The sequence below is a fragment of the Clostridium senegalense JC122 genome, from assembly GCF_000285575.1.
Taxonomy (GTDB): domain Bacteria; phylum Bacillota; class Clostridia; order Clostridiales; family Clostridiaceae; genus Clostridium_J; species Clostridium_J senegalense.
Genome location: NZ_HE611051.1, coordinates 252,712 through 275,524 on the forward strand (window position 1 = coordinate 252,712; position 22,813 = coordinate 275,524).

The 22,813-nt window shown below is 25.6% G+C and carries 22 protein-coding genes; 2 read left to right on the plus strand and 20 right to left on the minus strand.

Going from position 1 to position 22,813, the window contains the following annotated elements:
• Window positions 1–186 precede the first annotated feature (186 nt).
• The 9 genes from CSGHG_RS09380 to CSGHG_RS20390 form a co-directional block, all read right to left on the minus strand.
• Window positions 187–1,626: an FAD-dependent oxidoreductase gene (locus CSGHG_RS09380; RefSeq protein ID WP_010294409.1), complete on the minus strand. Its 1,440-nt coding sequence runs from the start codon at window positions 1,624–1,626 to the stop codon at window positions 187–189.
• Between the two features lie 194 nt (window positions 1,627–1,820).
• Window positions 1,821–2,726 carry a PhzF family isomerase gene (locus CSGHG_RS09385; protein ID WP_010294410.1) on the minus strand — a complete coding sequence of 302 codons (906 nt, stop codon included), beginning with the start codon at window positions 2,724–2,726 and terminating at the stop codon, window positions 1,821–1,823.
• A 42-nt stretch (window positions 2,727–2,768) separates the two neighbouring features.
• Window positions 2,769–2,975: a hypothetical protein gene (locus CSGHG_RS09390; protein WP_026022296.1), complete on the minus strand. Its 207-nt coding sequence runs from the start codon at window positions 2,973–2,975 to the stop codon at window positions 2,769–2,771.
• Between the two features lie 162 nt (window positions 2,976–3,137).
• A complete protein-coding gene (locus CSGHG_RS20380; RefSeq protein WP_026022297.1) occupies window positions 3,138–4,205 on the minus strand; it encodes a DHHW family protein in 1,068 nt (355 codons plus the stop codon).
• Between the two features lie 26 nt (window positions 4,206–4,231).
• Window positions 4,232–4,570 (minus strand): DHHW family protein, encoded by a 339-nt coding sequence (locus CSGHG_RS24635; RefSeq protein ID WP_052314794.1) that lies wholly within the window; start codon window positions 4,568–4,570, stop codon window positions 4,232–4,234.
• Window positions 4,571–4,580: 10 nt separating this feature from the next.
• Entirely contained in the window at window positions 4,581–5,981 is a 1,401-nt protein-coding gene (locus CSGHG_RS09405) for an MBOAT family O-acyltransferase (protein WP_010294413.1), read from the minus strand.
• A 231-nt stretch (window positions 5,982–6,212) separates the two neighbouring features.
• Window positions 6,213–7,559 carry an FAD-dependent oxidoreductase gene (locus CSGHG_RS09410; protein WP_010294414.1) on the minus strand — a complete coding sequence of 449 codons (1,347 nt, stop codon included), beginning with the start codon at window positions 7,557–7,559 and terminating at the stop codon, window positions 6,213–6,215.
• 219 nt (window positions 7,560–7,778) lie between these two features.
• On the minus strand, window positions 7,779–8,516 hold the full coding sequence (locus tag CSGHG_RS09415) for a DUF434 domain-containing protein (RefSeq protein ID WP_010294416.1): 738 nt from the start codon (window positions 8,514–8,516) through the stop codon (window positions 7,779–7,781).
• 203 nt (window positions 8,517–8,719) lie between these two features.
• Window positions 8,720–9,055 (minus strand): GyrI-like domain-containing protein, encoded by a 336-nt coding sequence (locus CSGHG_RS20390; RefSeq protein WP_010294417.1) that lies wholly within the window; start codon window positions 9,053–9,055, stop codon window positions 8,720–8,722.
• Between the two features lie 689 nt (window positions 9,056–9,744).
• On the opposite strand from CSGHG_RS20390, the gene CSGHG_RS09425 reads away from it, so the two are divergent.
• Window positions 9,745–10,056 carry a hypothetical protein gene (locus CSGHG_RS09425; RefSeq protein ID WP_010294418.1) on the plus strand — a complete coding sequence of 104 codons (312 nt, stop codon included), beginning with the start codon at window positions 9,745–9,747 and terminating at the stop codon, window positions 10,054–10,056.
• 88 nt (window positions 10,057–10,144) lie between these two features.
• Here the strand turns inward: CSGHG_RS09425 and CSGHG_RS09430 are convergent, their stop codons facing one another.
• The 11 genes from CSGHG_RS09430 to nhaC form a co-directional block, all read right to left on the minus strand.
• Window positions 10,145–10,438 carry a hypothetical protein gene (locus tag CSGHG_RS09430; RefSeq protein WP_026022298.1) on the minus strand — a complete coding sequence of 98 codons (294 nt, stop codon included), beginning with the start codon at window positions 10,436–10,438 and terminating at the stop codon, window positions 10,145–10,147.
• Window positions 10,435–11,091: an aromatic acid exporter family protein gene (locus CSGHG_RS09435; RefSeq protein ID WP_010294422.1), complete on the minus strand. Its 657-nt coding sequence runs from the start codon at window positions 11,089–11,091 to the stop codon at window positions 10,435–10,437. The genes CSGHG_RS09430 and CSGHG_RS09435 overlap by 4 nt, the downstream gene beginning before the upstream one ends.
• Before the next feature lie 469 nt (window positions 11,092–11,560).
• A complete protein-coding gene (locus CSGHG_RS09440) occupies window positions 11,561–11,902 on the minus strand; it encodes a zinc ribbon domain-containing protein YjdM (RefSeq protein WP_010294424.1) in 342 nt (113 codons plus the stop codon).
• A 662-nt stretch (window positions 11,903–12,564) separates the two neighbouring features.
• Window positions 12,565–13,899 (minus strand): erythromycin esterase family protein, encoded by a 1,335-nt coding sequence (locus CSGHG_RS09445; RefSeq protein ID WP_010294425.1) that lies wholly within the window; start codon window positions 13,897–13,899, stop codon window positions 12,565–12,567.
• A gap of 14 nt (window positions 13,900–13,913) precedes the next feature.
• Complete coding sequence (locus CSGHG_RS09450) at window positions 13,914–14,687, minus strand: ABC transporter permease (RefSeq protein ID WP_010294428.1); 774 nt, start codon at window positions 14,685–14,687, stop codon at window positions 13,914–13,916.
• Window positions 14,688–14,699: 12 nt separating this feature from the next.
• Entirely contained in the window at window positions 14,700–15,521 is an 822-nt protein-coding gene (locus tag CSGHG_RS09455) for an ABC transporter permease (RefSeq protein ID WP_010294430.1), read from the minus strand.
• A 15-nt stretch (window positions 15,522–15,536) separates the two neighbouring features.
• Window positions 15,537–16,274 carry an ABC transporter ATP-binding protein gene (locus CSGHG_RS09460; protein ID WP_010294433.1) on the minus strand — a complete coding sequence of 246 codons (738 nt, stop codon included), beginning with the start codon at window positions 16,272–16,274 and terminating at the stop codon, window positions 15,537–15,539.
• 125 nt (window positions 16,275–16,399) lie between these two features.
• A complete protein-coding gene (locus CSGHG_RS09465; protein ID WP_010294435.1) occupies window positions 16,400–17,548 on the minus strand; it encodes a DUF4097 family beta strand repeat-containing protein in 1,149 nt (382 codons plus the stop codon).
• Between the two features lie 173 nt (window positions 17,549–17,721).
• Window positions 17,722–18,150, minus strand: a complete 429-nt coding sequence (locus CSGHG_RS20395) for a DUF1700 domain-containing protein (RefSeq protein ID WP_010294438.1) — start codon at window positions 18,148–18,150, stop codon at window positions 17,722–17,724.
• Window positions 18,143–18,463: a PadR family transcriptional regulator gene (locus tag CSGHG_RS09475; protein ID WP_010294439.1), complete on the minus strand. Its 321-nt coding sequence runs from the start codon at window positions 18,461–18,463 to the stop codon at window positions 18,143–18,145. Before CSGHG_RS09475 ends, CSGHG_RS20395 begins: the two co-directional genes overlap by 8 nt.
• A gap of 210 nt (window positions 18,464–18,673) precedes the next feature.
• The gene (gene nhaC, locus CSGHG_RS09480; protein WP_010294442.1) at window positions 18,674–20,125 is read right to left on the minus strand and encodes a Na+/H+ antiporter NhaC; all 1,452 of its coding nucleotides are present in this window, start codon (window positions 20,123–20,125) and stop codon (window positions 18,674–18,676) included.
• Between the two features lie 546 nt (window positions 20,126–20,671).
• Between nhaC and CSGHG_RS09485 the strand changes: the two genes are divergently transcribed.
• Entirely contained in the window at window positions 20,672–22,795 is a 2,124-nt protein-coding gene (locus CSGHG_RS09485) for a HelD family protein (protein ID WP_010294443.1), read from the plus strand.
• Window positions 22,796–22,813 lie beyond the last annotated feature (18 nt).

Here is a 22,813-nt window from a genome sequence, read left to right on the forward strand (position 1 = left end):
TTTTACCCCCAATTTTATACCATTTTTATTTCTTATTTTTTATATTTAAGTAATAAATAAACATTACTGTATAAAAATTGTACCATTAAATACATATTAACGAAACAAGCTTTATATACTTTTAATTTATAATAAAAACACAGAATAGAAGTATTCTGTGTTTTGCTTATTTATATCTAACTTTACTTAATCATCTACAAGATTTTTAGTGGCAGGACTTCCTATTAATCTTCCTTTATAATCAAATCTTGATCCATGACATGGACAATCCCATGTTAATTCATCTGCATTCCAATGAAGTTGACAACCTAAATGCGCACATTTTGTTGACACTACAAATTCTTTTCCATCATTGTTTTTATAAACCCCAACCTTTTCTCCATTATATTCAACAATCCCAGCATGACCATTCTTAATATGTTCTATCCTACTGCTTGGAATATATATTTTTTGTGCAATGAAATTTTTAGCTGTTTCACCTATATCTTTAGTAATATTGTTTATTGATGATAACAAATCAAATCTTTTAGGAGAAAATATTTCTGAAAAATCGTTTTCTTTTTCTAATATCATATCTGAAATTATCATAGCTGACACCATAGAGCTTGTCATTCCCCATTTATTAAATCCTGTAGCAACATATATATTAGGTGTTTCATCAGAATATCTTCCTATATAAGGTATTCCATCAACAGTTATACAATCTTGGGCTGACCAATGATACTTTTCTTTTGACTCTGGATATAATTCTTTTGCAATTCTTCTTAATTCATCATAACTTCCACCAATTTCATTTTCTCCTGTCCTTTGCCCTATACCTCCTAATAATAGTAAATCCTTATAATTTCTAAAGGAATATCCATCTTTATTAATATCTATATACATACCCTCAACATCACTTGCGTTTTCTAAAGCTAAAACATAAGATCTTTCTTGATGCATTTTTAAAAAATAATATCCAGGTACATTCATTATTGGATAATGTGTTGCTACCACTATATTATTTGCAGTTATATCCCCTCTATTTGTAATTACCAAATTTTCTTTAATTTCTAATGCCCTAGTATTTTCATAGATAATTAAATCTTTTGAAATGTCCTTTAAAAATTTAAGTGGATTAAACTGCGCTTGATTATTAAATTTAATAGTTCCATCAACTTTAAAAGGAAGTTTAGTTTCTTCTACAAACTCTGCATTAATACCAAGTTTATTAGCCGCTTCTACCTCTTCTTTAAGACCATCTATTTCATTTAGAGAATATGCATATGCTGACTTTTCTTCAAAGTCACAATCTATTTTCCTTTCTTCTATAATTTCTTTATACCTTTTTATAGCAAGTTCGTTTGCCTTTGCATATTGCTTAGCCTTTTCTTCACCAAATTCTGATATTAATTTATTATAAATTAAGCGATGTTGGGATGTTATTTTTGCAGTAGTATTTTTTGTGTTTCCACTTACTACTTCAGCTGCATCAATTAAAACCACATCTCTACCTTCTTGCTTTAACATATATGCTGTTAATATTCCTGCTATTCCAGCACCAATAATTAAAATATCAGTTTTTATATCTTTTTCTAGAACTTCTCTTCTTTTAAATTTACAACTTTCACTCCATACCGATTTCATAGAATCACCTCATTTTTAGTGTTCCATTTGTAAAATAATATATACAAAGTGAATGTTATAATTTTTAAGCTTGTATATCAAACTATTGTTCCGAGTTCCCATTTAAAATTATTCATTTCAAAACTTAGATACCTAAAATAGTGAGCCATGCTCCGAATCACTTAAAATTCAATACTGCATATTGATGAAAATAACTATAAACTTAATTCTGACTTAAATGTAATAACAGCATTTCCTAAAATTTTAACTTCTACTGGATTTTTATCTTCTATTTTTACTTCAACCTCTATAACGCCAGGTCGACCTATTGCTTCACCCTGATTTGCTTTAAATTTAAATACCTTATTATTATGTTTAACAAAATTATTATAAACAAGATATGCTCCTAATGGACCATTTGCATTTCCTGTTACTGGATCCTCGTTAATTCCTATTGCTGGTGCAAACATCCTACCATGTATCAAAATATCTTTTTCTTCAGGATTAATTGTAAAAACATAATATCCATTACATTTTATAATGTTACTTAATTTAACTAACTCATTATAATTAGGTTTCATGTTATTTAATGTGTAAATACTTTTTATGCCAATCATAACTTTTGAATGTCCTGTTGAAACAATTTGTATTGGATAAGATTCTATTAAATCATAATTATTAATATTAAGTGCTTTTATAAGCTTTTTCTTATTTTCTCCATTAATAATATCCCCAAATTCAATCTTTCCTTGTGTCATAATAACTTTATAATCATCATTTTCACTTACTATATCAACTGTTAAAATCCCAGCACCAGTTTTTTGATAAACCCTTGAAGAAACAAGCCTATTTTCAATAGCACGTGCATAATGGGCTGCTATAGTTGCATGTCCGCATATTGGAACTTCATTGGTTGGCGTAAAAAATCTTATGTGAACATCAAAATCATTATCACTTGAAGAAAATATAAATGCTGTCTCAGAATTGTTAAGTTCCCTAGCTATTTTTTTCATCTCATTTTCTGTTAATCCATCAGCATTGGTTATGACTCCAGCTGGATTTCCTGCAAACTTTTCTTTTGTAAATGAATCAATTTGATATAAATTATATTTTTTATCCATAAACTTCCCTCCAATTGTAACTAATATTAAAACCACTGTGTTCTATCTTTTATTTTTCTTTAAAATTGATATATCCTTTTTAATTGTAAATGGATTAATAAAAATCCATGTAAAACTTAACCCAAGCAGCAATGAACTTTCAAAATCACTTAATATTAAAAAAGACACTATTGCTATTCCTAATATTAAAAGTGTTATATTTAATATTAACCTCTTTTTTATATTTTCCATATTCTCCATAAATTCCACCTATTTCCCCCATATTTATACTTAAATTATGACTTGCTTTATAATTTAAATCAATACAATAGGTTTATTATATATACTTTCACTGTTTTAAACTAAAAATAAAAAGACTATATTAAAAAATATTTTTTAATATAGTCTTAATTAAATTTCTACATTATTAATTTATTTGTTTAATCCATCTATAGTATTAATTAAAGTTTCTGTGTTAGCTGCAAAAACATTATTAATAAATAATACTTGATTTATACCATTGTCCTTAACTAACTGATTTAAACTTCCATCATAATAACGAGAATCTATAACTATTACTTCTTTATAATCTGGAACCAAAAATGGTACAAACGCATTACCATAAGACTCTTTTACTACTACTATTTTTTTATCACTTTTTGCATTCTTATTTTCAATTTTTATTTCTGGAAAATCACCATGTAAAAATACTGAATATGCATTTACTCCTTCTGCATAATCTGCATATAGACTACTTTTTAACGGGTTGTCCATATCATTTTCTTCATATCTATAAACTTGATAATCATAAGGTATTTTATAATAATCTACAGTATCTGGATTATTTTTTAGTTTATTATCTTTAGTTTGAGTGTATAACGTTCCTAAAAATCCACCTACTGTGAATTTTTCATATTCTTTCAGGTTTATTGGAGTAAATCCTGCTTCCTTAGCAAAGGCTGTATACGCATAATATGCTCCTAAAGATGTCCAATGATGATCTGTGTTAAAATATATGTACTCATCTTTATGTTTTTCTAATTCACTATAAGCGTCTATAGTTTTTACATTTTTGTCCATGCCCTTATAAATATTATCTATAGACTCTTTTTCAGAATTACTCATATCCTTATATTTACTTGGAAGTGCAAACTCAACATGAGTTGGAACAACCATATTATATACTTGTACATCATTTCCTAAATTCTTAGCATGTTTTGAAATTGTATTTATATACTTTTCACTTTCTTCCTTACTACCACCAAAAATCTCTAAGGCCATGTCACCTAAAGTCACAATTGAACCAGATTTTTCTGCAATTTCATCTCCTTTTTGCGAGTTATCCTTTGAAGTATTTTTTGTATCTTCTTTTTTTGAATCTGCTATTTTATTACTTTGTCCTGTTTTTTCTACCTTTTCTTTATTTCCACAAGCTACTAATGAAGTAACTGATATAGCTACCAATGTAACAGCTATTATTTTTCTTATGTTTTTACTCATAATTTATTCTCCTATCTTTTTCATTTTTATTTATATAATTTTATTTCTTCGTCTCCTTCTCTAAGTCCCTTTAAGCTATCAACATAGGAATCAATTGATAATAACTTATCCCTAAATGGAAAAGTATCATTATAAAAACTCTCTATCTGTGAAAAATATTTTCCTTTCATAATTTCCTCTAAAGAAAACTTTGGGTATTTTGTTAAAGCTCTTTTTTCATCTTCTGATATAGTTTTTTTAGGCATTATTATTGAACATAAGGATAACGTTAATATTATTAATGCAAATACAAAAATATTTATTAATTGCATCTTTTTTATTATTTTATTTTTTCTTTCATTTTCTTTTTCACAATCAAATTTCATTTTTTCCTCCTTAAAACCTAAAATATAAGAAAGGATTATAACTATCTCCAATTAGCATAGCTGTTGATAAAATTAGTATCATTACATTAATTATTACAACTAATATTGTTAGGATATATTCTCTATCTTTTTCTAATATTTTTCTTTTTATATAGGGAAGTATAGGAGTTGTACCTATTAACGCTAATATAATCCAAAATATATTATTAACAATTTCTAGTTTTGTCTCAGTATTAATAATTGAATTATTGCTTAATCCAAACATTATTTTTAAATATTTAATGCTATCTGTTAAGTTTGTAAAATAAAATATTGTCCAACCAATAACAACAACTGTCAAAAGATATATGTGACTAACTATTTTAGGTATTCTATTTAGTATTTTTAATATAAGTTTTTTCTCAAAATATATTATTATTCCAAAATATAATCCCCAAATGATAAAGTTCCAACTTGCGCCATGCCATATACCTGTTAAAAGCCAAACAATAAATAAATTAGCAACCATATTTTTCTTGTTTCCACCTAAGGGAATATAAACATAATCCCTAAAGAAGCTACCTAAAGAAATATGCCATCTTCGCCAAAATTCTGTTGCTGACTTTGATATATATGGATAATTAAAATTTTCTAAATATTTAAATCCAAATATTTTTCCAAGACCTATTGCCATATCTGAATATCCTGAAAAATCAAAGTACATTTGAATAGTAAACATTACAATTCCAAGCCAAGCCCCTACTACTGTTAAATCATATAAATTTGAATTCATATATTGCTCTACTAACTTACCTGCTACATTTGCAATCAAAACTTTTTTTCCAAGTCCTACTATAAATCTATTTATACCATCATTTATGTTATTTATAGAGCTCTCTCTATAGTCTATTTCATCCTCTACTTGAGAATATCTAACTATTGGACCTGCTACTAATTGAGGATATAATGATATATATAGCAAAAACTTATAGTAACTTTTTTGAGCCTTTACATGACCTTTATACACATCTACTGTATAGGAAATAACATGAAATGTATAAAAAGATATTCCTAAGGGAAAGGGTATGTCAGGTATCTTTATTGCAAGATTAAATAATTCATTTATATTTTCAAAAATAAATGCAGTATATTTAAAAATTAATAATGAACATAAGTTTATTATTATAGAGTATATTAACCATTTTTTAGATTCCTTTGTATCCTTATTTTTTTCAATAAAAATTCCTGCGTAATAGTTTATTATAGATGTGAATAAAAGTAATATTATCCATTTAGGTTCACCCCATGAATAAAAAATAAGAGAAAACACTAATAGTGTTATATTTTTAGCTTTTATATCCTTTACCAAAAAATAAATTAATAGATTTAGTGGTAAAAATAGATAAATGAATAATGTATTTGAAAATACCATGTTTCACCTCCTAATTTTATCTAACAAAATATTTTTATCATTGTTTTGTTACATAAATATTACGTAAATATAACTTTTTATATTTTTAAGCAATGTTTATAAAAATAAAAAACCCTTACTTGCATATTTAACACAAGTAAGAGTTTTATTAAATTTAAAAATTAATGCTTAATAATCTTTATTGATTTAAAACTACTTTTATAAAACCTATTAAATCATTTAGAAACATTCTTATCTTATTGACTGTGGAAAATTAAATATATTACAAGGATCATACTTTCTTTTTACAACCCTTAATTCACATGCATTTCCACCATAATATTCTTTTTCATAATTTTTTAATGGACTATATGGGAAATTAACAAAAAAACCTTCTGTTATAGTTTTTATATAACTTAATCTAGAGGCAACCCATATTTCATTTTCTTTCGCATAAATTGGATCTTCCCAAACTGATTGTATTCCCATAATATAATTAGCATCTCTATAATAAAAAGCTGTATCATGCTTTCCTTTATCTTTAACAGCTCCTCCTAACCCATAAAATGTAATTGCAGCATAAACTGAACCCTGTGGCCTTTCTTGAAGAGATAATGCTAATTTTAACAACTCATTTTTAGAATACATTCTATTTACAAACCTACCTGTAGATTTAAATTTTTCACTATCAGGATAATTGTCCTGGACTTTTCTTATAGCCTCTATAAATGTTGTATACTCAAAATTAGCTATAGCTTTTGGTAAAACTAAGAATGGCTTTAATATTATTTTTAATTCTTCCTCTGTTCCATAGAACAATCCAAAGAAATATGATGCTATTCCTTCTTCAGAAGAATTATAAAAACTAGCCCTCATGTTTACTCTCCTATCTAAATTTTGATATACTTTTTGAAACACATCCATAATATTTGCCTGTTCTAATGCCGTATTTTTGGGATAATATATTGTAAATAACGTAACCTTATTTGTTTTAGGTGGTAATTTAAAGGTTAATGATGTTACTACCCCAAAATTTCCATCACCGGCACCTCTTAATCCCCAAAATAAATCCCTATTGCAATTCTTGTTAGCAATAATTACTTTTCCTTTGTAGTCTACAAGTTCCACTTCCACTAAACTATCAGTACCTAATCCAAATAATCTACAGGATAATCCCCATCCTCCACCTAATGCATAACCAGCTACCCCAACAGTGGGACAGGTTCCTCCTGGAAATGGGTAACCCCTTAATCCTAAGAATTCATAAAGCTCTCTATTTTGTACACCTGCTTCTATTGTCACAGTATTATCGTATTCATTTATACTTATTTTTTTCATTCTACTAATATCAATTACTATTGCACAATCACCAATTGAAAAGCCTTCATAATTGTGTCCACCAGATCTAATTCTAAATTTAAAATTATTTTTAACACAAAATTTTAAAGCAAATATAACATCATTTCTATTTATACAATATAATATAGCTATTGGATATCTTTGTATTGCTCTATTCCAAACTTGTCTATCTTCATTATAATTAATATTATTTGGAGTTACTATTTCACCATTAAAGCATAAATCCTTAGCTAAATTCATTATACCCATCCTTTATAGTAGAATATTTTGATTTAGGCATATGAAAAGAAATAAAAGACCAAAGATTCGAAGCATATTTGTCACGATACAAGAAGATGAAATCAAGTCATAGTGGGGCTATGGCTGAATTTTGTCGACGAAGTATTCGTGGCAAATAGATGAGAATACTGGTCTATTATTTATTTGATTATGCCTTATATATAAATCCATCTACTACTATTATAATATATGATTATTTTTTAAATTAGTTTCAAAATCAACATACATAGTATTTAACATATTATTTTTTATAATTTCCTTATTTAAATTAATCCAACTATTACACTTATCTAAAATAATAGCATCACTAGTTATAACACAACCTGATGATTCTAATACAGTATCTACATTATTGATTGTTTTTGCTTCAACTTGAAAATTATAATCCTTTAGTAATTCTAATATTTTAAGTTTTAATCTTCCTGAATTTGAAACTGGTGAGTCTAAATAGAAAATAGCTTTTTTTATTTTATATTTCTCTAATATATTTCCAATAAGTTTAATTGCTAATTCACTTTTATCTATAATTTTATATGTACCACGAAGCCCAGCTAAATCTCTTATTGTGCCATCCATACAATTTAATATTACTGAATTAGATAATGCTACCTCTAGCGTAATTACTGTATTAAAGCCATCAATATTTACAGTTTGATTTTCTAATTTATTAATAGCTATTTCTTTTGCTTTTCTATTTTCTACTGACTTATCTGAAGAAATCCCCCTAACTATTGAAAGTCTTTGCCTTTCAGATAACAAATAATGATTTCCTATAAAAGTAGAGCTTCCTTTTATATTGTAACCTCTATTTAGAAGATATCTTAAGTCCTCACCTGCTTTATATAATTTATTAATACTCTTTTTACTAAATTCCTCTTCATCTTTTAATACATATCCTCTTCTAACACTTTTACTCATAACTTATAATGCTCCATCCTATAAATAATTTATTTCTTATTAAATATTATAGGAAAAAAATTTTATATAATACATTCTTAATTTAAAGAAATATAAATATGGATTTCTTGATTTTTCATATCATTGCTATTATTTTGATATTCCTCAAAATCACAAGAATATCTTCTATCTAGATTCATTTGCCACAGTTCACTCCAAAATTCCTATACTGATTTTTTAACATCACCTTTTATAACAAATTTAGCATATTTCCCACCTGGAATTTTTCTACTTACTAATGGGGATTCTAAATTATCACTTTTAATAACTTCAGAACAAATTAAAAAATTATAAGGGTTTGTAAAATCTCCTTGGTAATCTGTATATACTGCAATAAATTTTTTATTATTTCTATTTTTTATTTTTTCATAATATGTTTTTGCTAAAAATTTTTCCCACATTTTCCCTATATCTTTAATGGCTTTACCATTTTCATTAGTGGTTTCCTTTATTAAACCTACTACCTGTTTTTCAACTAAATTAACAATTTCATAATTCATAAATAATTCTCCTTAACTACTTTTTATTAAAGTATAATCTATGAAATATGACACTATTATGTCATATTTAAAATAAAAATACCCCATAATATAGATTTTTTAATCATCTATACTTATAGAGTATTTTTCTCTTTTTAAATGTAAGCTATTTATTCATAAATCCATTTATATTTGTATTTGAAATTGTAATACAATACTTTAATCTATTTAAAATACAAATATTATTTTACATTTTATTGAATTAATTGTATTATTTTCTCGAAAAGTAATTTTATTTATATATTAATTGGGGGTTTAAATATGAAAAAAGGACAATCGTTACATTATTATGTATTTCTTTAATAGGTTCTTCAATTGTAATCATTCCAACTAAAGCGGTTGCAAAAACTAACACTTCTTATAACGTATCTTTACCTACTAAAGATACCTTTATAAATGCAAAGGAAGATTTTAAAATTTTTTCCAATTCAGTTGATGCATTAACTGGAGAAACTAATTTAAATATAAAATTTAGTAAAGAAGAATTTAATTCTACATTAATTATATTAGATAATAACCGTGAAATATTTAGGAGTAAAATACTTCCTAATACCTCTGAATTAAATTTACCTATTAAACTTAATTCTTATGGCAATCACAATATAAAAGCTTTTATTGGAATATGTGCACCAAATTTCGATGCATATTCTATGAGTAATGAAATAGATTTAGGTTTTTTTAATCCTAAAATAGAAAAATCAATAAATTTACAATATAGTTACTCAAATAATCAATTTACAGCAAAACTACCTACTGCTGAATATAATTGTCAATTATATGTATATGACAATGGAGTTTTGTCATATAAGACTAAACTTAATAGACCAACTGATAATGTTTCTTTTTCTTTACCATCAGAAACTTATGGTAAGCATGAAATAACTGCTTATCTTGGTATTGTTGCAGGTTCATATGATTATAATCCTATCTTATCTAGCAATACTACTACTTTTTATAAATAATATTTTTAAATTTTAAATAGCTACTTCAACATATAAGTAAATTATATATTGAGGTAGCTATTTATTTTTTATTTATTAATATATACTTTTAATAATATGTATTTATTTTATTTAAATATTCTATCAATCTACTTATTATTAGTATATTTGTATTATTGCTCATATCTAGTCTATTTGAATCTATTTTTATGTTTATAATTTCACCTATACCTTTATCTTCTAGTATGTTTTTATGTTTTTTATATATTATTTCAGTTAATTCAATTATGTATTCTCGTTCATTTTCTTTACTATGTAAATTTTCTTTATTAAATTTAAAAAGAGTGTTTAAATAATTATCTGCAGCCATATCTACCTGATATAAATAATTATATTTTTTCAATTTAGTACTATATTTTTTAAGTGAAATCCACCTGATATTACATCAATATCTTTTTCTAAGGTTTTTAAATTCACACTTAATTCTTGTAAATTTGTTTTAAAGTTATCATATTTTTGTTCAAATACTCCTTTAGAATTTATTAAAGACTCTATATTTAACAATAAATCTTTGGATATATTCATCAAAGAACTTTCTACTATATCTCCTAAATTTATTGGTAAAATTAGTTCATTTACAATTATTGCAATGATACCCCCTATCAATATAGAAACGAATCTCCCCACTATTCCAACTATATCACTACTAATATAAAGTATTAATGCACCAGCTGCACAACTTACTACACTAATTTTCCCATTCAAGTTAAACTTATCATATGTAACAATTATTACAAAAAATACAATAGGCAATCCATATAAACTTCCTTTAAATATTGGATGCATTATAGCAGTTAATAAAAATGCATATACATTTGCTAAAAACCTTTTTTTAAAGTATCCTCTTGAACTAGATGCTGATGGATAAGATGCCAAAAGCAGAAAAATTGTAAGTGCCATAGTAGATGCTTCTGCATACCACACTATATTACTAAGATATACAGCTATTAATCCTGCAATACAAATTTTAATGGCCTTTATTACTTCTCCATTCAAACTTTTTTTAACTTCATATATAAAAATTCACCTACCTTTTTTAATAAAAAAATAATTTTTAGCATTAACCATACTTTTCTCTTTTAATATATTCTCTACATTTAATATAACTAATATTTATTTTTCTCTCGAAAGTTAATATTGTCTATTAAAAAATTTAAAATCCATATATACACTAAAATTTCAATTTGTTTCACTACATTATACCATTAAGTTATTTTTGAATATTAATATTGTTAATTTTCTAATATTCTATAAACTTTTAAATATTTACACTAACTAATCTACAAAAAATTATGTAAGAATTTTTATAACCCTAAAATATAAAGATGAACTTATATAAGTTATATTTTGTATTCTAGAGTATACTTACATTTACTTTAAAACTTATTTGTTTTACAAAACAAAAACTACCTTAATATAAAGCTTTAATACTTAATATTAAGGTAGTTTTTAGTTATTTATTTTATTATGCTTTTTTAACAAACTCAGATTTTAGTTGCATAGCTCCAAAACCATCTATTTTACAATCAATGTTATGATCCCCATCAACTAAACGTATATTTTTTACTTTTGTGCCTATTTTTATAGATGATGAAGCTCCTTTTACTTTAAGGTCTTTAATTACAGTTACAGTATCACCATCATTTAAGATATTTCCATTTGCATCTTTTACAACTTTTATATCTTCATTATTTTCTTTTTCTGATTCTAAATTCCACTCATGAGCACATTCTGGACAAACAAAAAGACTTCCATCCTCATAAGTGTATTCTGAATTACATTTTGGACAATTTGGTAAATTAGACATAATTTAGTTCCTCCGTTCGTTATTTCAAATCTTAATATATAAAATTTTCTTTAGTTTTTTCAAAAGTTTAATTTATTATAGTGTTCCAATTTATCTTTTTTTGACTATTCATTTTTAAACTTGAATAATCTAAAAGTCATGCAAGCTCCTAATTAATTAAATTCAAATTATAGCTTGTTTCCCTATAAATTTGTATTAATTTGAAATTTAGAAAAAACATATATCATTTTATCATATGTTTATATATATTAGCATAATATTATTATATTTACAAACAACTTTAGAAAAGGTTGCAAGCTATGATTTAATCAAATACCACTATAATAATCTTTAATTTTGTGGTGTTATAGGGTTCCAAATTAAATCTTAGACTTATTCATTTATCAAGTGAGAAAACTCAAATTAATATTTTTTCAATAAATAACAGATTATTTTAGTTAAAAGTTAAGAGTGAATAGTGAACAGTTGTGGTTGCCACTTTCATCCTAAATTCTTAATTTATACTTCATAATTCTTAACTAACTATATTTGTACTTATTTTTCCCAACTGATAACAAAAATTTGATGAATAAATTTAAGTTGTATGTTGTTTTTCCGTATAATTTATCCATTTCATTATATAAAATGGATACTTAGTCTGTTTCTATTTTCATTATTGATACCTAATTAGTTTCAGCATTACTAGTAGTGTCTATAAATATCAATCCATCATACCTTTCACTCAGAACTTGAGATTTTAAGCTAGCCTTTTCATTTACAAAGTTTGCACCAATATCATGATACATTTGTGATGCTAATAAAATGTCTAATAGATATTTATCCTTACTACAAGATTGAAAATCTATAAAGAACATAGGTGAAATTTTTGAAAAAATATATGCTCCTGAACCTTTCTTAGATGACGGAAGTGTACATTTTTCAACTGTACGGTTTCCAGTTTCCTTATTGCATACTACAGCATTAAAATCTCCTTTATTAAATTCAAATCCAATAATATATATTTTGTCTTTATACATGTCATATAAATTAGAGCCCATTCTTTTTATATTTCCTGTCTCATATTCTTTATCTAAATTACTAAAATTATCTATTTGCTTTGCTACATGTGTATTATGCGCCCATATCATAATTTTGCTATTTTCCTTTTCATGATTTAAAATCCATTTTATATTTTCTGCCATATATTTATCTCTTTTATTTTCTTTTTCAAAATCACTACTTTTTTCACCAAAAATATCATAAAACTCGCACATAATTTTCAAATTTTGATTGTTTATTTCATATTTTTCTTTTGAAGATTTTTTAATATATTCATCCTTTTTTTTATCACAATTATTTATTATTTCTTTGATATCATTAATAGGCAGTTTTTTCTCTACAACATAATCTAGTTTTTTATCATTAAATTCCTCAAGTTTAGAGTGAAATTTGACTTCATAATCTGGATCTACATTTTTTAAATAATCTATAACATTTGTAGCTGCCAAACTACTTGATTGCATATCGAAACCATAAAATTTAATTTTATTTTCATGAACTTTATTGTATTCTCTCATCCACTCTACCATTTCTAACACTTCTTTAGTGTTCCATGTCCAAAAATTCATTGCCGCTACAGCTTCTTTTGCATCTCCCTTTTCATACAAAATATAATCATTTATTTTTACACAATCAGGCATAGATGCTTCTATACCAAAAATATTATAATCCATCTCTTCAACGAAAAACTGAAACATTCTATGCTTCATTTGGAAAAATTCTTTTGTCCCATGAGTTGCTTCTCCCATAGCAACAATTTTTTTATCTTTTAATATATTTTTTAAAGGCATTAAATCTTCAAAACCATTATTATATTTTACAGTCTTTAATTCTATTTTCTTACTTTTCAAGGCTTGTATAGCTTTGTTTTCTTTATATTTTTCATACTTAATATTTAATACCGTTCCTAGTGTTGTAATCATAAATGCACAAATTAATATACCTATAATTTTTTTCAATGATGTATCCCCCTTTAACAAAGATAATCTTTTCTTCTCCATAAAAATGTACTTATAACTAAACTTATAGTTAAAAACATTCCTAAGCTAATATAAAAACTTATAGGTGCATTATTCCCTAAAGCATAGAAACCATATGTTGTTGTGTAATTAATAAATTCAAAAAGTTTAGTGTGAAATCCTAATGCTATTATTGAAGCAATAATAGCGAAAATTGAAATTACAAAATTGTTTATTATAGTACCAATAACTACTGATAAGCCTAAAACACATAAACATATAACAAATTGTATAATATAAAATTTTATAGTATATAAAAAAGCCTGCATCATTGAAAATTCATGTTGAATATTATAAAACTTAACTTTTGATACTTTAGGCATAAATAAATATCCAAAAATTGTACTTATTGCAAACACTATAAATACAAATATAAAAGTTACTAAAGCTAATGCTATTATCTTACTTATTATAAATTCATGTTTTTTATATGGTCTTGTTGCATATATTCTAAAAGCTCCCATATATATTTCATGACTAATTGAGTTTATATACATAATAGGCAATATTATATACATTAATTCTAATCTTACTCCATAAAATATAAATGGCGCAAAATTAAGTCTGTTTAATTCTACATTATAATTTACTGCATCATATGAACCAACTGGATATGCATATCTCCATATACAAGATACAATTGTAATAACTATGCAAAATACAAGTAATAATATAGTTTGCCTATTTTTCCATATTCTCTGAAATTCTGAAGCTATTAATCTATTCATTTTAATTTCTCCTTAAATATAATAATCTCTGTCATTAAATGAACTCAGTCCAATTAAATAAAATACTATTCCGTGAAAAGCAATAGAAGTTATCATAATTCCAATTCCTTTTTGAGATTTTGAAAGCAAATGATCTATACCTAAATATTGAATTCTTGTTAGACAAGAAAAGTTTAAAATTTCATATATACTTGATCCTTTACTTGTAAAAATTAAAGACAACTCTGGTAACATCACTGATATAAACATGAATATCAAACTCAATGTTATCGCTTCTATAGCAGTTTTAGATATTACTGATATACACATAATAACTGATATAAAAGCAGCTAAAACTATACATGTAACAATATAATATTTAATATTGTAAGAAATACTTTCACTTATCGTAAAAGTTCTTAAACAATATGGAAACTTAACATTTTCATGTGGCAAAGCTAAATATCCTAAAAAAGTACTTAAAAGAAAATTTACAGTTAAAAATAAAAACATAGTACTTACTATAACTAGATATTTTGCTTTGAAAATTTCATCAAAACAAATATTTCTTGTCATTACCATCCTTAACTGACCAGTTCTATACTCATTTGTTACAGCCATGACAATAAAGATAATTACCATAATATCAAAAATGCTTACTATTTGATTTTTAAGTAAGCTACTTGGAAAGTTTAATGCTGAAATATATTTAATACTGTCTGGTTTAATACCAATATTATTTTTAATAGAAAATTTAATAAAATATATTAAATTTAATACTGTCGTTATAAATAAAATCCATGTAACCTTTCTTCTCCACAACTTTTGCCATTCACTAATAAATAAATTTTTCATAATTATATCCACCACCTAATATTTGCTTACCAATTTTATAAATGCATCTTCTAATTTTCCATTATCACTAACACTCTCTAGTTCTTTTTTACTACCCTCCCATATAAGGTTTCCTTCATTTATTACAATAAATCTATTACAAACTTGTTGTAATTCGTCTAAAAGATGACTGGATATTAAAAAACTTATTTTCTTTTCTCTTTGAAGTTTAAATATAAGGTTTCTTAAATCTCTCATACCTATAGGATCTAATCCATTAGCCGGTTCATCTAAAATAATTATTTCTGGATTATTTAAAAGTGCTTGCGCAATTCCTAACCTTTGTTTCATTCCTAAAGAATAAGTTTTAACTTTATCATCACCTCTACTTTGAAGGTCTACTATTTTTAAAACTTCTTCCACTTTTTCTTTTTGTTCAGCCTTTGACATATCTGGGTTCAGCATAGCTAAATTTTGTAGATTTTTTCTTCCTGACATAAATGGGAAAAATACAGGTTCTTCTACTATTGCGCCAAGATTCAATAATGCACTTTTTCTTTGTTTAACAACATCTATGCCATTTATTTTTACTTCTCCTTTTGTTGGAGAAATTAAATTTGTAATAATTCTAATTAAAGTAGTTTTCCCCGCACCATTAGGCCCTAAAAAACCACAAATGTCACCTTTATAAATATCAAAGGAAATATCACTTAATATAGTTCTATTTTTTATTTTTTTACTTACACCTTTTATTTCTATTTTTTTCTCTAACATAAACTCTCCCCCTAATTTTGTTATTTTTGTAAACAATAAGAATTATAAAGGGAATTTTTAAAGGTTTTATAAAGTTTTTAATTTTTCCATGAAAATAAGCCCAGTATTTTACTGAGCTTATTACACTATTTAAAGCTTAAATTAACATCTCCATTATTTAATTTAACCTTTAAAATATTACTAGAACCTTCATTTCTTTCGGCCTGTTTTTCATATTGTTTATCATTTATTTTAATTTTTCCAAAGTCACTTTTAATATCATAATCATAGTCTTCCTTATTTAAAGAGGTGTTAATTAACACATTTCCATACTTTGAATTTATTTCTGATGTACCTTTAAACTCACCATTAATTTCTGCATTTCCATTAGTTAAATTCATTTTTAAATCATTTGTTTGTACCTCATTCGCATACACTTTTCCATAATTATTAACTATATTAGCATTTCCGCTATTCATGCTATCAATCTTTAGTTCACCATTTTTAATATCAATATTTAATATTTCACTTTTACTATTAGAAAGGTCATTATTACCATAACTATTTTTTAAAGTATAATTCTTAGTAAATACATTATTTCCAATATATTTACCATTATTTAAAGTTACATCTAACCCATTACAATTAACATTTTCAAGTTTAACTCCACCGTATTTATTAGAAACATTAATATTTTGAGCTTTAATATTACTGGCATTTAACTTACCATTATTCATGTTCATATTAATAGTACTACTGGCTTCTAAACCATCTACTGTTATATTCCCAAAATAAGAGTTTATATCTGCTACATCACTTTCAGTTGGACAAACATTTATATTTCCAAATCTAGATGTTATTTTTAATTCTTTAGATTTCATTTCCTTTGGAGCATATATTTTAATGTAACTTTTATCTTGATTATTTTCTTCAAACCCTAAATTTATATTAAAGTTATTTTTACTTTGCACACTTTGTTTTATAATTAGTTTTTTATCTTTTACACTATAAGAAATTTTTCCACTACTTTGTGGAACATCGAATTCTAATTCATATTTATCTGACTTTAAAAATTCTATATTAGAGTTACATTCAACTTCAATACTATTAAACTCCTCTAGCGAAATAGTTTCTTTATATCTTTCCTTTGAATTATTTATGACTAAACCATCTTTTATATTTAAACTTATGTCTTTTGAACCACCTAATAAATATCCACTATAAGTCATTATGCTTCCTGCACATATCATACCAATAGCTATAATTGCTATTCTTTTTCTAACTTTTTTATTCATAATTTCCTTTAACCCCCCTTCTCTTTTTAGCTTTATTTAATATCTTATTTGTTGTATTAGCTATAAATCTGAAGCCTTTGTTTGCTAAATATGTTATAGGTAGAAAAATTAAAGCATCAATTCCAACTACTACAATTCCTCCACCGATAAATATAAGTGCTGTTGGTATATCTTTAAAAAATCACAACAATTCCTGAAATAACTGCAACTATTCCTGCTCCGCCCATAGCTATCATAGTTAATAAAAATGCAATAATAATAGCTATTATTGCAATTCCAATAGCTCCTACAGTTAAAAAGATTGCTATTGTTAATGGTAGTGCTATTGGTGCTGCAAAAACTGCCAATATAGCAAACCAAACTGCTGAAATCCCTTTTTTAGTAGAGTTAGGCTTTAAAGACATATCTTTAAGTGAATAATCCGCTAATATTTGTGATGCTATATCACATGGAGAACCTAAAGATTCCATAATTTCCTGTTCATCCTCTATACCAGCTTCATCAAAATATTCATTATAGTAATTTAAAGCATCTTCAATTTCATCTTTAGGCAATCTTTTTAATTTAGACTTCAATTCACTAATAAATTCTACTCTATTCATCAATTATCCCTCCCTTTAAAACTTTATCAACTTTACTTTTATAATCATTCCACTCATTAAAATACTCTTTAAATTTTATTTTGCCTTCTTCTGTTACTTTATAATAACGTCTATTTCTACCTTGAAAAGGTTGATCATAAGTTTTTAAGCATCCTTCCTTTTGTAGCCTCCTAAGTACTGGATATAATGTAGATTCAGAAATATTCATAATTTCTCTAACTTGCTGAGTTAGCACATATCCATACGTATCTTCTTTCATTAGGATGGCTAATACGCATGCATCTAATAAAGCAGCTCCTAACTGAAAAGCCATTTTTTGTCCTCCTTATTTTATTAATATAGGGATAACTTTAAATACTAAAAATATCTTTTTATTTATAATAAAATTTTATAAGTAAATTTTACCTTATTTTTTCCCTATAATATTATATCTTTATGTATATTATACGTCGTATAATATTAGAGTGTCAATAATATACTTTTTATAAAAATAAAAGGTAGCTTAGTAAGCTACCTTTTATCTTTATATTTTAACTGTATTATCTTTATCTAAAGTATTATTTTCACTTAATATATTTCCTATTGGTTTGCTTGAATCTAATGGTTTTAATGCTATACCTGTATAACCATAAAATGCTGAAACTAATGGATTAATAAATCCTAAAAAGTGGAATGGTGCATAAGCAAAAGCACTTACCCCTAAGGTTGTAAAGTAAATTGCACCACAGGTTGACCATGGTACTAACCCAGAAGTTAAAGTTCCTGCATCTTCTAAAACTCTTGATAAATTTGTAGGATGTAAGTTTAATTTTTCATATACAGGCTTGTACATTTGACCTGGAATAACTATTGACATATATTGATCTGCTGCCATAAAATTCATGGCTATACAACTTACTATATTGGATAAAATAATACTTCCTCTGCTATGACAATGTTTAAGTATTACGGATATTATAGTATCTAAACAACCTATTCTCTTAACTAATCCACCAAAAGCTAATGCACACATAACAAGAGAAATTGTTTCCATCATTGAAAGTAATCCACCTCTATTTAAAAGAGAATCTACCATTGTATTTCCAGTACTTAGTTGAACTCCATAAAATAATGCATGTAAAACTTCTGGTATACTATTTCCTTGTGAAAACGCAAATATTGTTCCTATTGTAGCGCCTCCTATCATTCCTGGTATAGCAGGAACTTTAAATATTATCATTAATATTACTGATAAAGGTGCAATGAAAATTAATGGACTTATATGAAATGTTGCCAATATAGTCTTGGATATAGCATCAATTTGAGTTGTGTCTACAATAGCTCCTTTATATTTAAGACCAATAAGACCAAACAAACTTACTGCTATGGTAAAACTTGGTATTGTTGTATAAAGCATATGCCTTATATGATCAAAGACATTTGTTCCAACTACTCCAGCAGCTAAATTTGTACTGTCTGATAATGGTGATAATTTATCTCCAAAAGATGCTCCACTTACAACTGCTCCTGCTACTATAGGTGCTGGTATACCAAGTCCAGCTCCAATTCCCATTGCTGCTGTTCCCATAGTTCCTGCTGTAGTCCACGCACTACCAGTTGACACTGATACTATGGCACATATCACTGGTAGTAAAAATAAAAACATTGTTGGTGTAAACATTTTCAAGCCATAGTATATCATACCTGGAACTACTCCACCTGCAATCCAAGTTCCAACCAAACATCCAACTATCATAATAATAAAGTTAGCTTGCATAGCCATAGAATTAGTTTCTATCATTGCCTTTTCCATGTCATCCCAACTTATTCCTAAAACTTTACCTATAAAAGCTGTTATTACACAACATATAATTAAAGGAATTTGCGGTGCAGAATCAAATACAATTACACCTAATAACATAAATATTATTAACGAAATAAATGGTATTAAAGATACCATAAGTGATGGTTTTTTACACATTTTGTCACTTCCCATGAAAGTCTCCCCCTTTTATAAATTAAAATTATATTTATATTACTTATAAATTCATCTAAAAGTTTATATAACATAATATTTATGCGATTTTGTTTTCTTTTAGTATAAATATACCACAATAATCATAAAATTCATAGAATATTCTAAATATTTTATAAATAAATATTGTCTTATTACTTTTATAAATCTTCAATCTTAGCGGTTATCTAAAAATATTTTTTAACTTCTCAATGTTTATATTCATGTTTTCTAATATATCATTGCATAATTATACACTTTAGTTTTAACTGTATTATTATTAGATTTATATTATATTTTTTTATTAAAATTTTAAGTTTTCCATTATATGATTTTGACATTAAATTTTAATATATTTATTTATGAACTAAGAAATTTTAAAATTTACTATCTTTATCTTTTAATATTACAAATCTAGGGTTATAATATTAGGTACTCTATTGTTATAAGTTTTCATAATTTGTTTAAACTTATAAATAGTGTCATAAAAAAATTTTGTTTTTACAGCCTTTGAAGGGAGGATTTTTTATGAACGATGAATTAAAAAAAGAACTAGAATTCGGTATAGAAAAAGAAAAATTATCAGAGGTAATTGAGTTAATTAATGATGAAATATTGATATACTTAGATAAAAGAAAAGAAATCGTTGATTACATAGTTGAATATAGAAAGAATATATTAGATGACTATAAAGATGATGAAGATAAATTAATTGATTACTTTGACCATGAAAGGTATGTAAAAGAAGAAGCCTTTAAATCTATTGATACAAAACTTAAGGAACTTAATATCCTTAAAACTTCTCCTTACTTTGGAAATGTTGAATTTAGAGAAGAAGATTTTGGAATAGATAAAATATATGTAGGTAGGTTTGGTGTTACTCCTCATAACACCTTTGAACCAGTTGTTGTTGACTGGAGAGCCCCTGTATCATCATTATTCTATCATGGTTCTTTAGGAGAAAGTCACTATAATGCTCCTATGGGAAAAGTTGATGTAAATATATTAGGCAGACGTCAATTCATAATAAAAAAAGGCATACTTGAAGGAATGTTTGATTCTGCAGTGAATGTAAATGATGATATACTTCAAATGGTATTAAGTAAGAATTCATCACAAAAATTAAAAGATATTATAATGACAATACAAAGTGAACAAGATGAAATTATAAGAGAAGATAAATATAAAGCACTTGTTGTTGATGGTGTAGCTGGTAGTGGTAAAACTACTATTGCTCTTCATAGAGTTGCATACCTTTTATATAACAACAGAGAATCTTTAGAAAACAAAGTTCTTATCCTAGGCCCTAATCACATATTTATGGATTATATATCTGATGTGCTTCCTAGCCTTGGAGAAAGTGGAGTAAAACAATCTACATTTATAGATTTTGCTCTTGAAATTTTGGATTTAGAAGAAGCTTTTTCATTAAAAGATGTTATGGAAAAAGTATTAAACGGTGATAAAAGATTTATAGAAGAAATTGCTTATAAATCTTCCATAGATTTCAAAAAATCACTAGATACATATATAGAGTCTCTTAATGCTAACTTATTTAAATATGAGGATATATCCCTTAGAGGTAATTTAATTATAAGCAAAGAGGATATTCAAAATATGTTTGAAGAAGATTTTAAATATATGCCTCTATTCAAACGAAGCAAAAGAATTAAAAAAATAATTTTTTCTAAACTAAAAGATGCTAGAGATACAGAATTTAGAGCTATTGAAAATAATTTCAAGGTTATTAAATCAAAACTTTCTAAAGATGAATTAATTTTAGAAATAAATGATTTAGACTTCAAAAGAAAACTTGCAATACAAGAACTTATACAAGATATAATAGAACTTAAAAAATCTTTATCTTATTTAAATGCACCATCTATTATGGATCTTTATAGTGAGTTTAATACTAACTTAGATTTAACAGAATTAGATTTAGCTGCAATTCTATATCTTAAAGTTAAATTAGAAGGATTTAAATTAAAAGATGAGATAAAACATGTGGTAATAGATGAAGCACAAGATTATTCTCCAGTTCAATTTGCTACAATAAGAGAAATTACTAAGTGTAATTCATTTACAATTGTTGGTGATAGTAATCAACGTCTATTACCTTTAAATGATGAACCAGCTATGTTAACCTTAGGTGATTATTTAAATGACTTAGAAGTTTCTAACTATAAATTAGATAAAAGCTATCGTTCTACTAAAGAAATAATGGACTATGCTAATAATTTTCTAGATGAAGATAAAATAGTTCCATTAGTCCGTTCTGGTGAACAAGTTGAAAAGACTATCTCTAATTCCAAATCTGAGTTAGAATCACAAATAATATCTATTGCTCAAAAAATGAGAGATGAAAATTTAGAAAATATAGCTATAGTAACTTATGATGAAAATGAAGCTTTAGAATTGAACTCTATGTTACAAAATAAATTGAACTTTAAATTAATTAATAAAGATTATATAAAATATACTCATGGAATTACAATAATACCTTCATATTTTGCAAAAGGATTAGAATTTGATGGTGTTATACTAATTGAGAGTAATAAATATAAAAATAATTACTACGATAATATAAAAAAATTAAGATATGTGATGGCAACTAGAGCCCTTCACAAATTAGCTATAATATCTACAAAATAATAAGGACACCTATGGTGT

Coding starts and splice junctions, on each gene's coding strand:
- CSGHG_RS09380 (WP_010294409.1), bottom strand. CDS start 1,626: ATGAAATCGGTATGGAGTGAAAGTTGTAAATTTAAAAGAAGAGAAGTT.
- CSGHG_RS09385 (WP_010294410.1), bottom strand. CDS start 2,726: ATGGATAAAAAATATAATTTATATCAAATTGATTCATTTACAAAAGAA.
- CSGHG_RS20380 (WP_026022297.1), bottom strand. CDS start 4,205: ATGAGTAAAAACATAAGAAAAATAATAGCTGTTACATTGGTAGCTATA.
- CSGHG_RS24635 (WP_052314794.1), bottom strand. CDS start 4,570: ATGAAATTTGATTGTGAAAAAGAAAATGAAAGAAAAAATAAAATAATA.
- CSGHG_RS09405 (WP_010294413.1), bottom strand. CDS start 5,981: ATGGTATTTTCAAATACATTATTCATTTATCTATTTTTACCACTAAAT.
- CSGHG_RS09410 (WP_010294414.1), bottom strand. CDS start 7,559: ATGAATTTAGCTAAGGATTTATGCTTTAATGGTGAAATAGTAACTCCA.
- CSGHG_RS09415 (WP_010294416.1), bottom strand. CDS start 8,516: ATGAGTAAAAGTGTTAGAAGAGGATATGTATTAAAAGATGAAGAGGAA.
- CSGHG_RS20390 (WP_010294417.1), bottom strand. CDS start 9,055: ATGAATTATGAAATTGTTAATTTAGTTGAAAAACAGGTAGTAGGTTTA.
- CSGHG_RS09425 (WP_010294418.1), top strand. CDS start 9,745: ATGAGTAATGAAATAGATTTAGGTTTTTTTAATCCTAAAATAGAAAAA.
- CSGHG_RS09440 (WP_010294424.1), bottom strand. CDS start 11,902: ATGTCTAATTTACCAAATTGTCCAAAATGTAATTCAGAATACACTTAT.
- CSGHG_RS09450 (WP_010294428.1), bottom strand. CDS start 14,687: ATGAATAGATTAATAGCTTCAGAATTTCAGAGAATATGGAAAAATAGG.
- CSGHG_RS09455 (WP_010294430.1), bottom strand. CDS start 15,521: ATGAAAAATTTATTTATTAGTGAATGGCAAAAGTTGTGGAGAAGAAAG.
- CSGHG_RS09460 (WP_010294433.1), bottom strand. CDS start 16,274: ATGTTAGAGAAAAAAATAGAAATAAAAGGTGTAAGTAAAAAAATAAAA.
- CSGHG_RS09465 (WP_010294435.1), bottom strand. CDS start 17,548: ATGAATAAAAAAGTTAGAAAAAGAATAGCAATTATAGCTATTGGTATG.
- CSGHG_RS20395 (WP_010294438.1), bottom strand. CDS start 18,150: ATGAATAGAGTAGAATTTATTAGTGAATTGAAGTCTAAATTAAAAAGA.
- CSGHG_RS09475 (WP_010294439.1), bottom strand. CDS start 18,463: ATGGCTTTTCAGTTAGGAGCTGCTTTATTAGATGCATGCGTATTAGCC.
- nhaC (WP_010294442.1), bottom strand. CDS start 20,125: ATGGGAAGTGACAAAATGTGTAAAAAACCATCACTTATGGTATCTTTA.
- CSGHG_RS09485 (WP_010294443.1), top strand. CDS start 20,672: ATGAACGATGAATTAAAAAAAGAACTAGAATTCGGTATAGAAAAAGAA.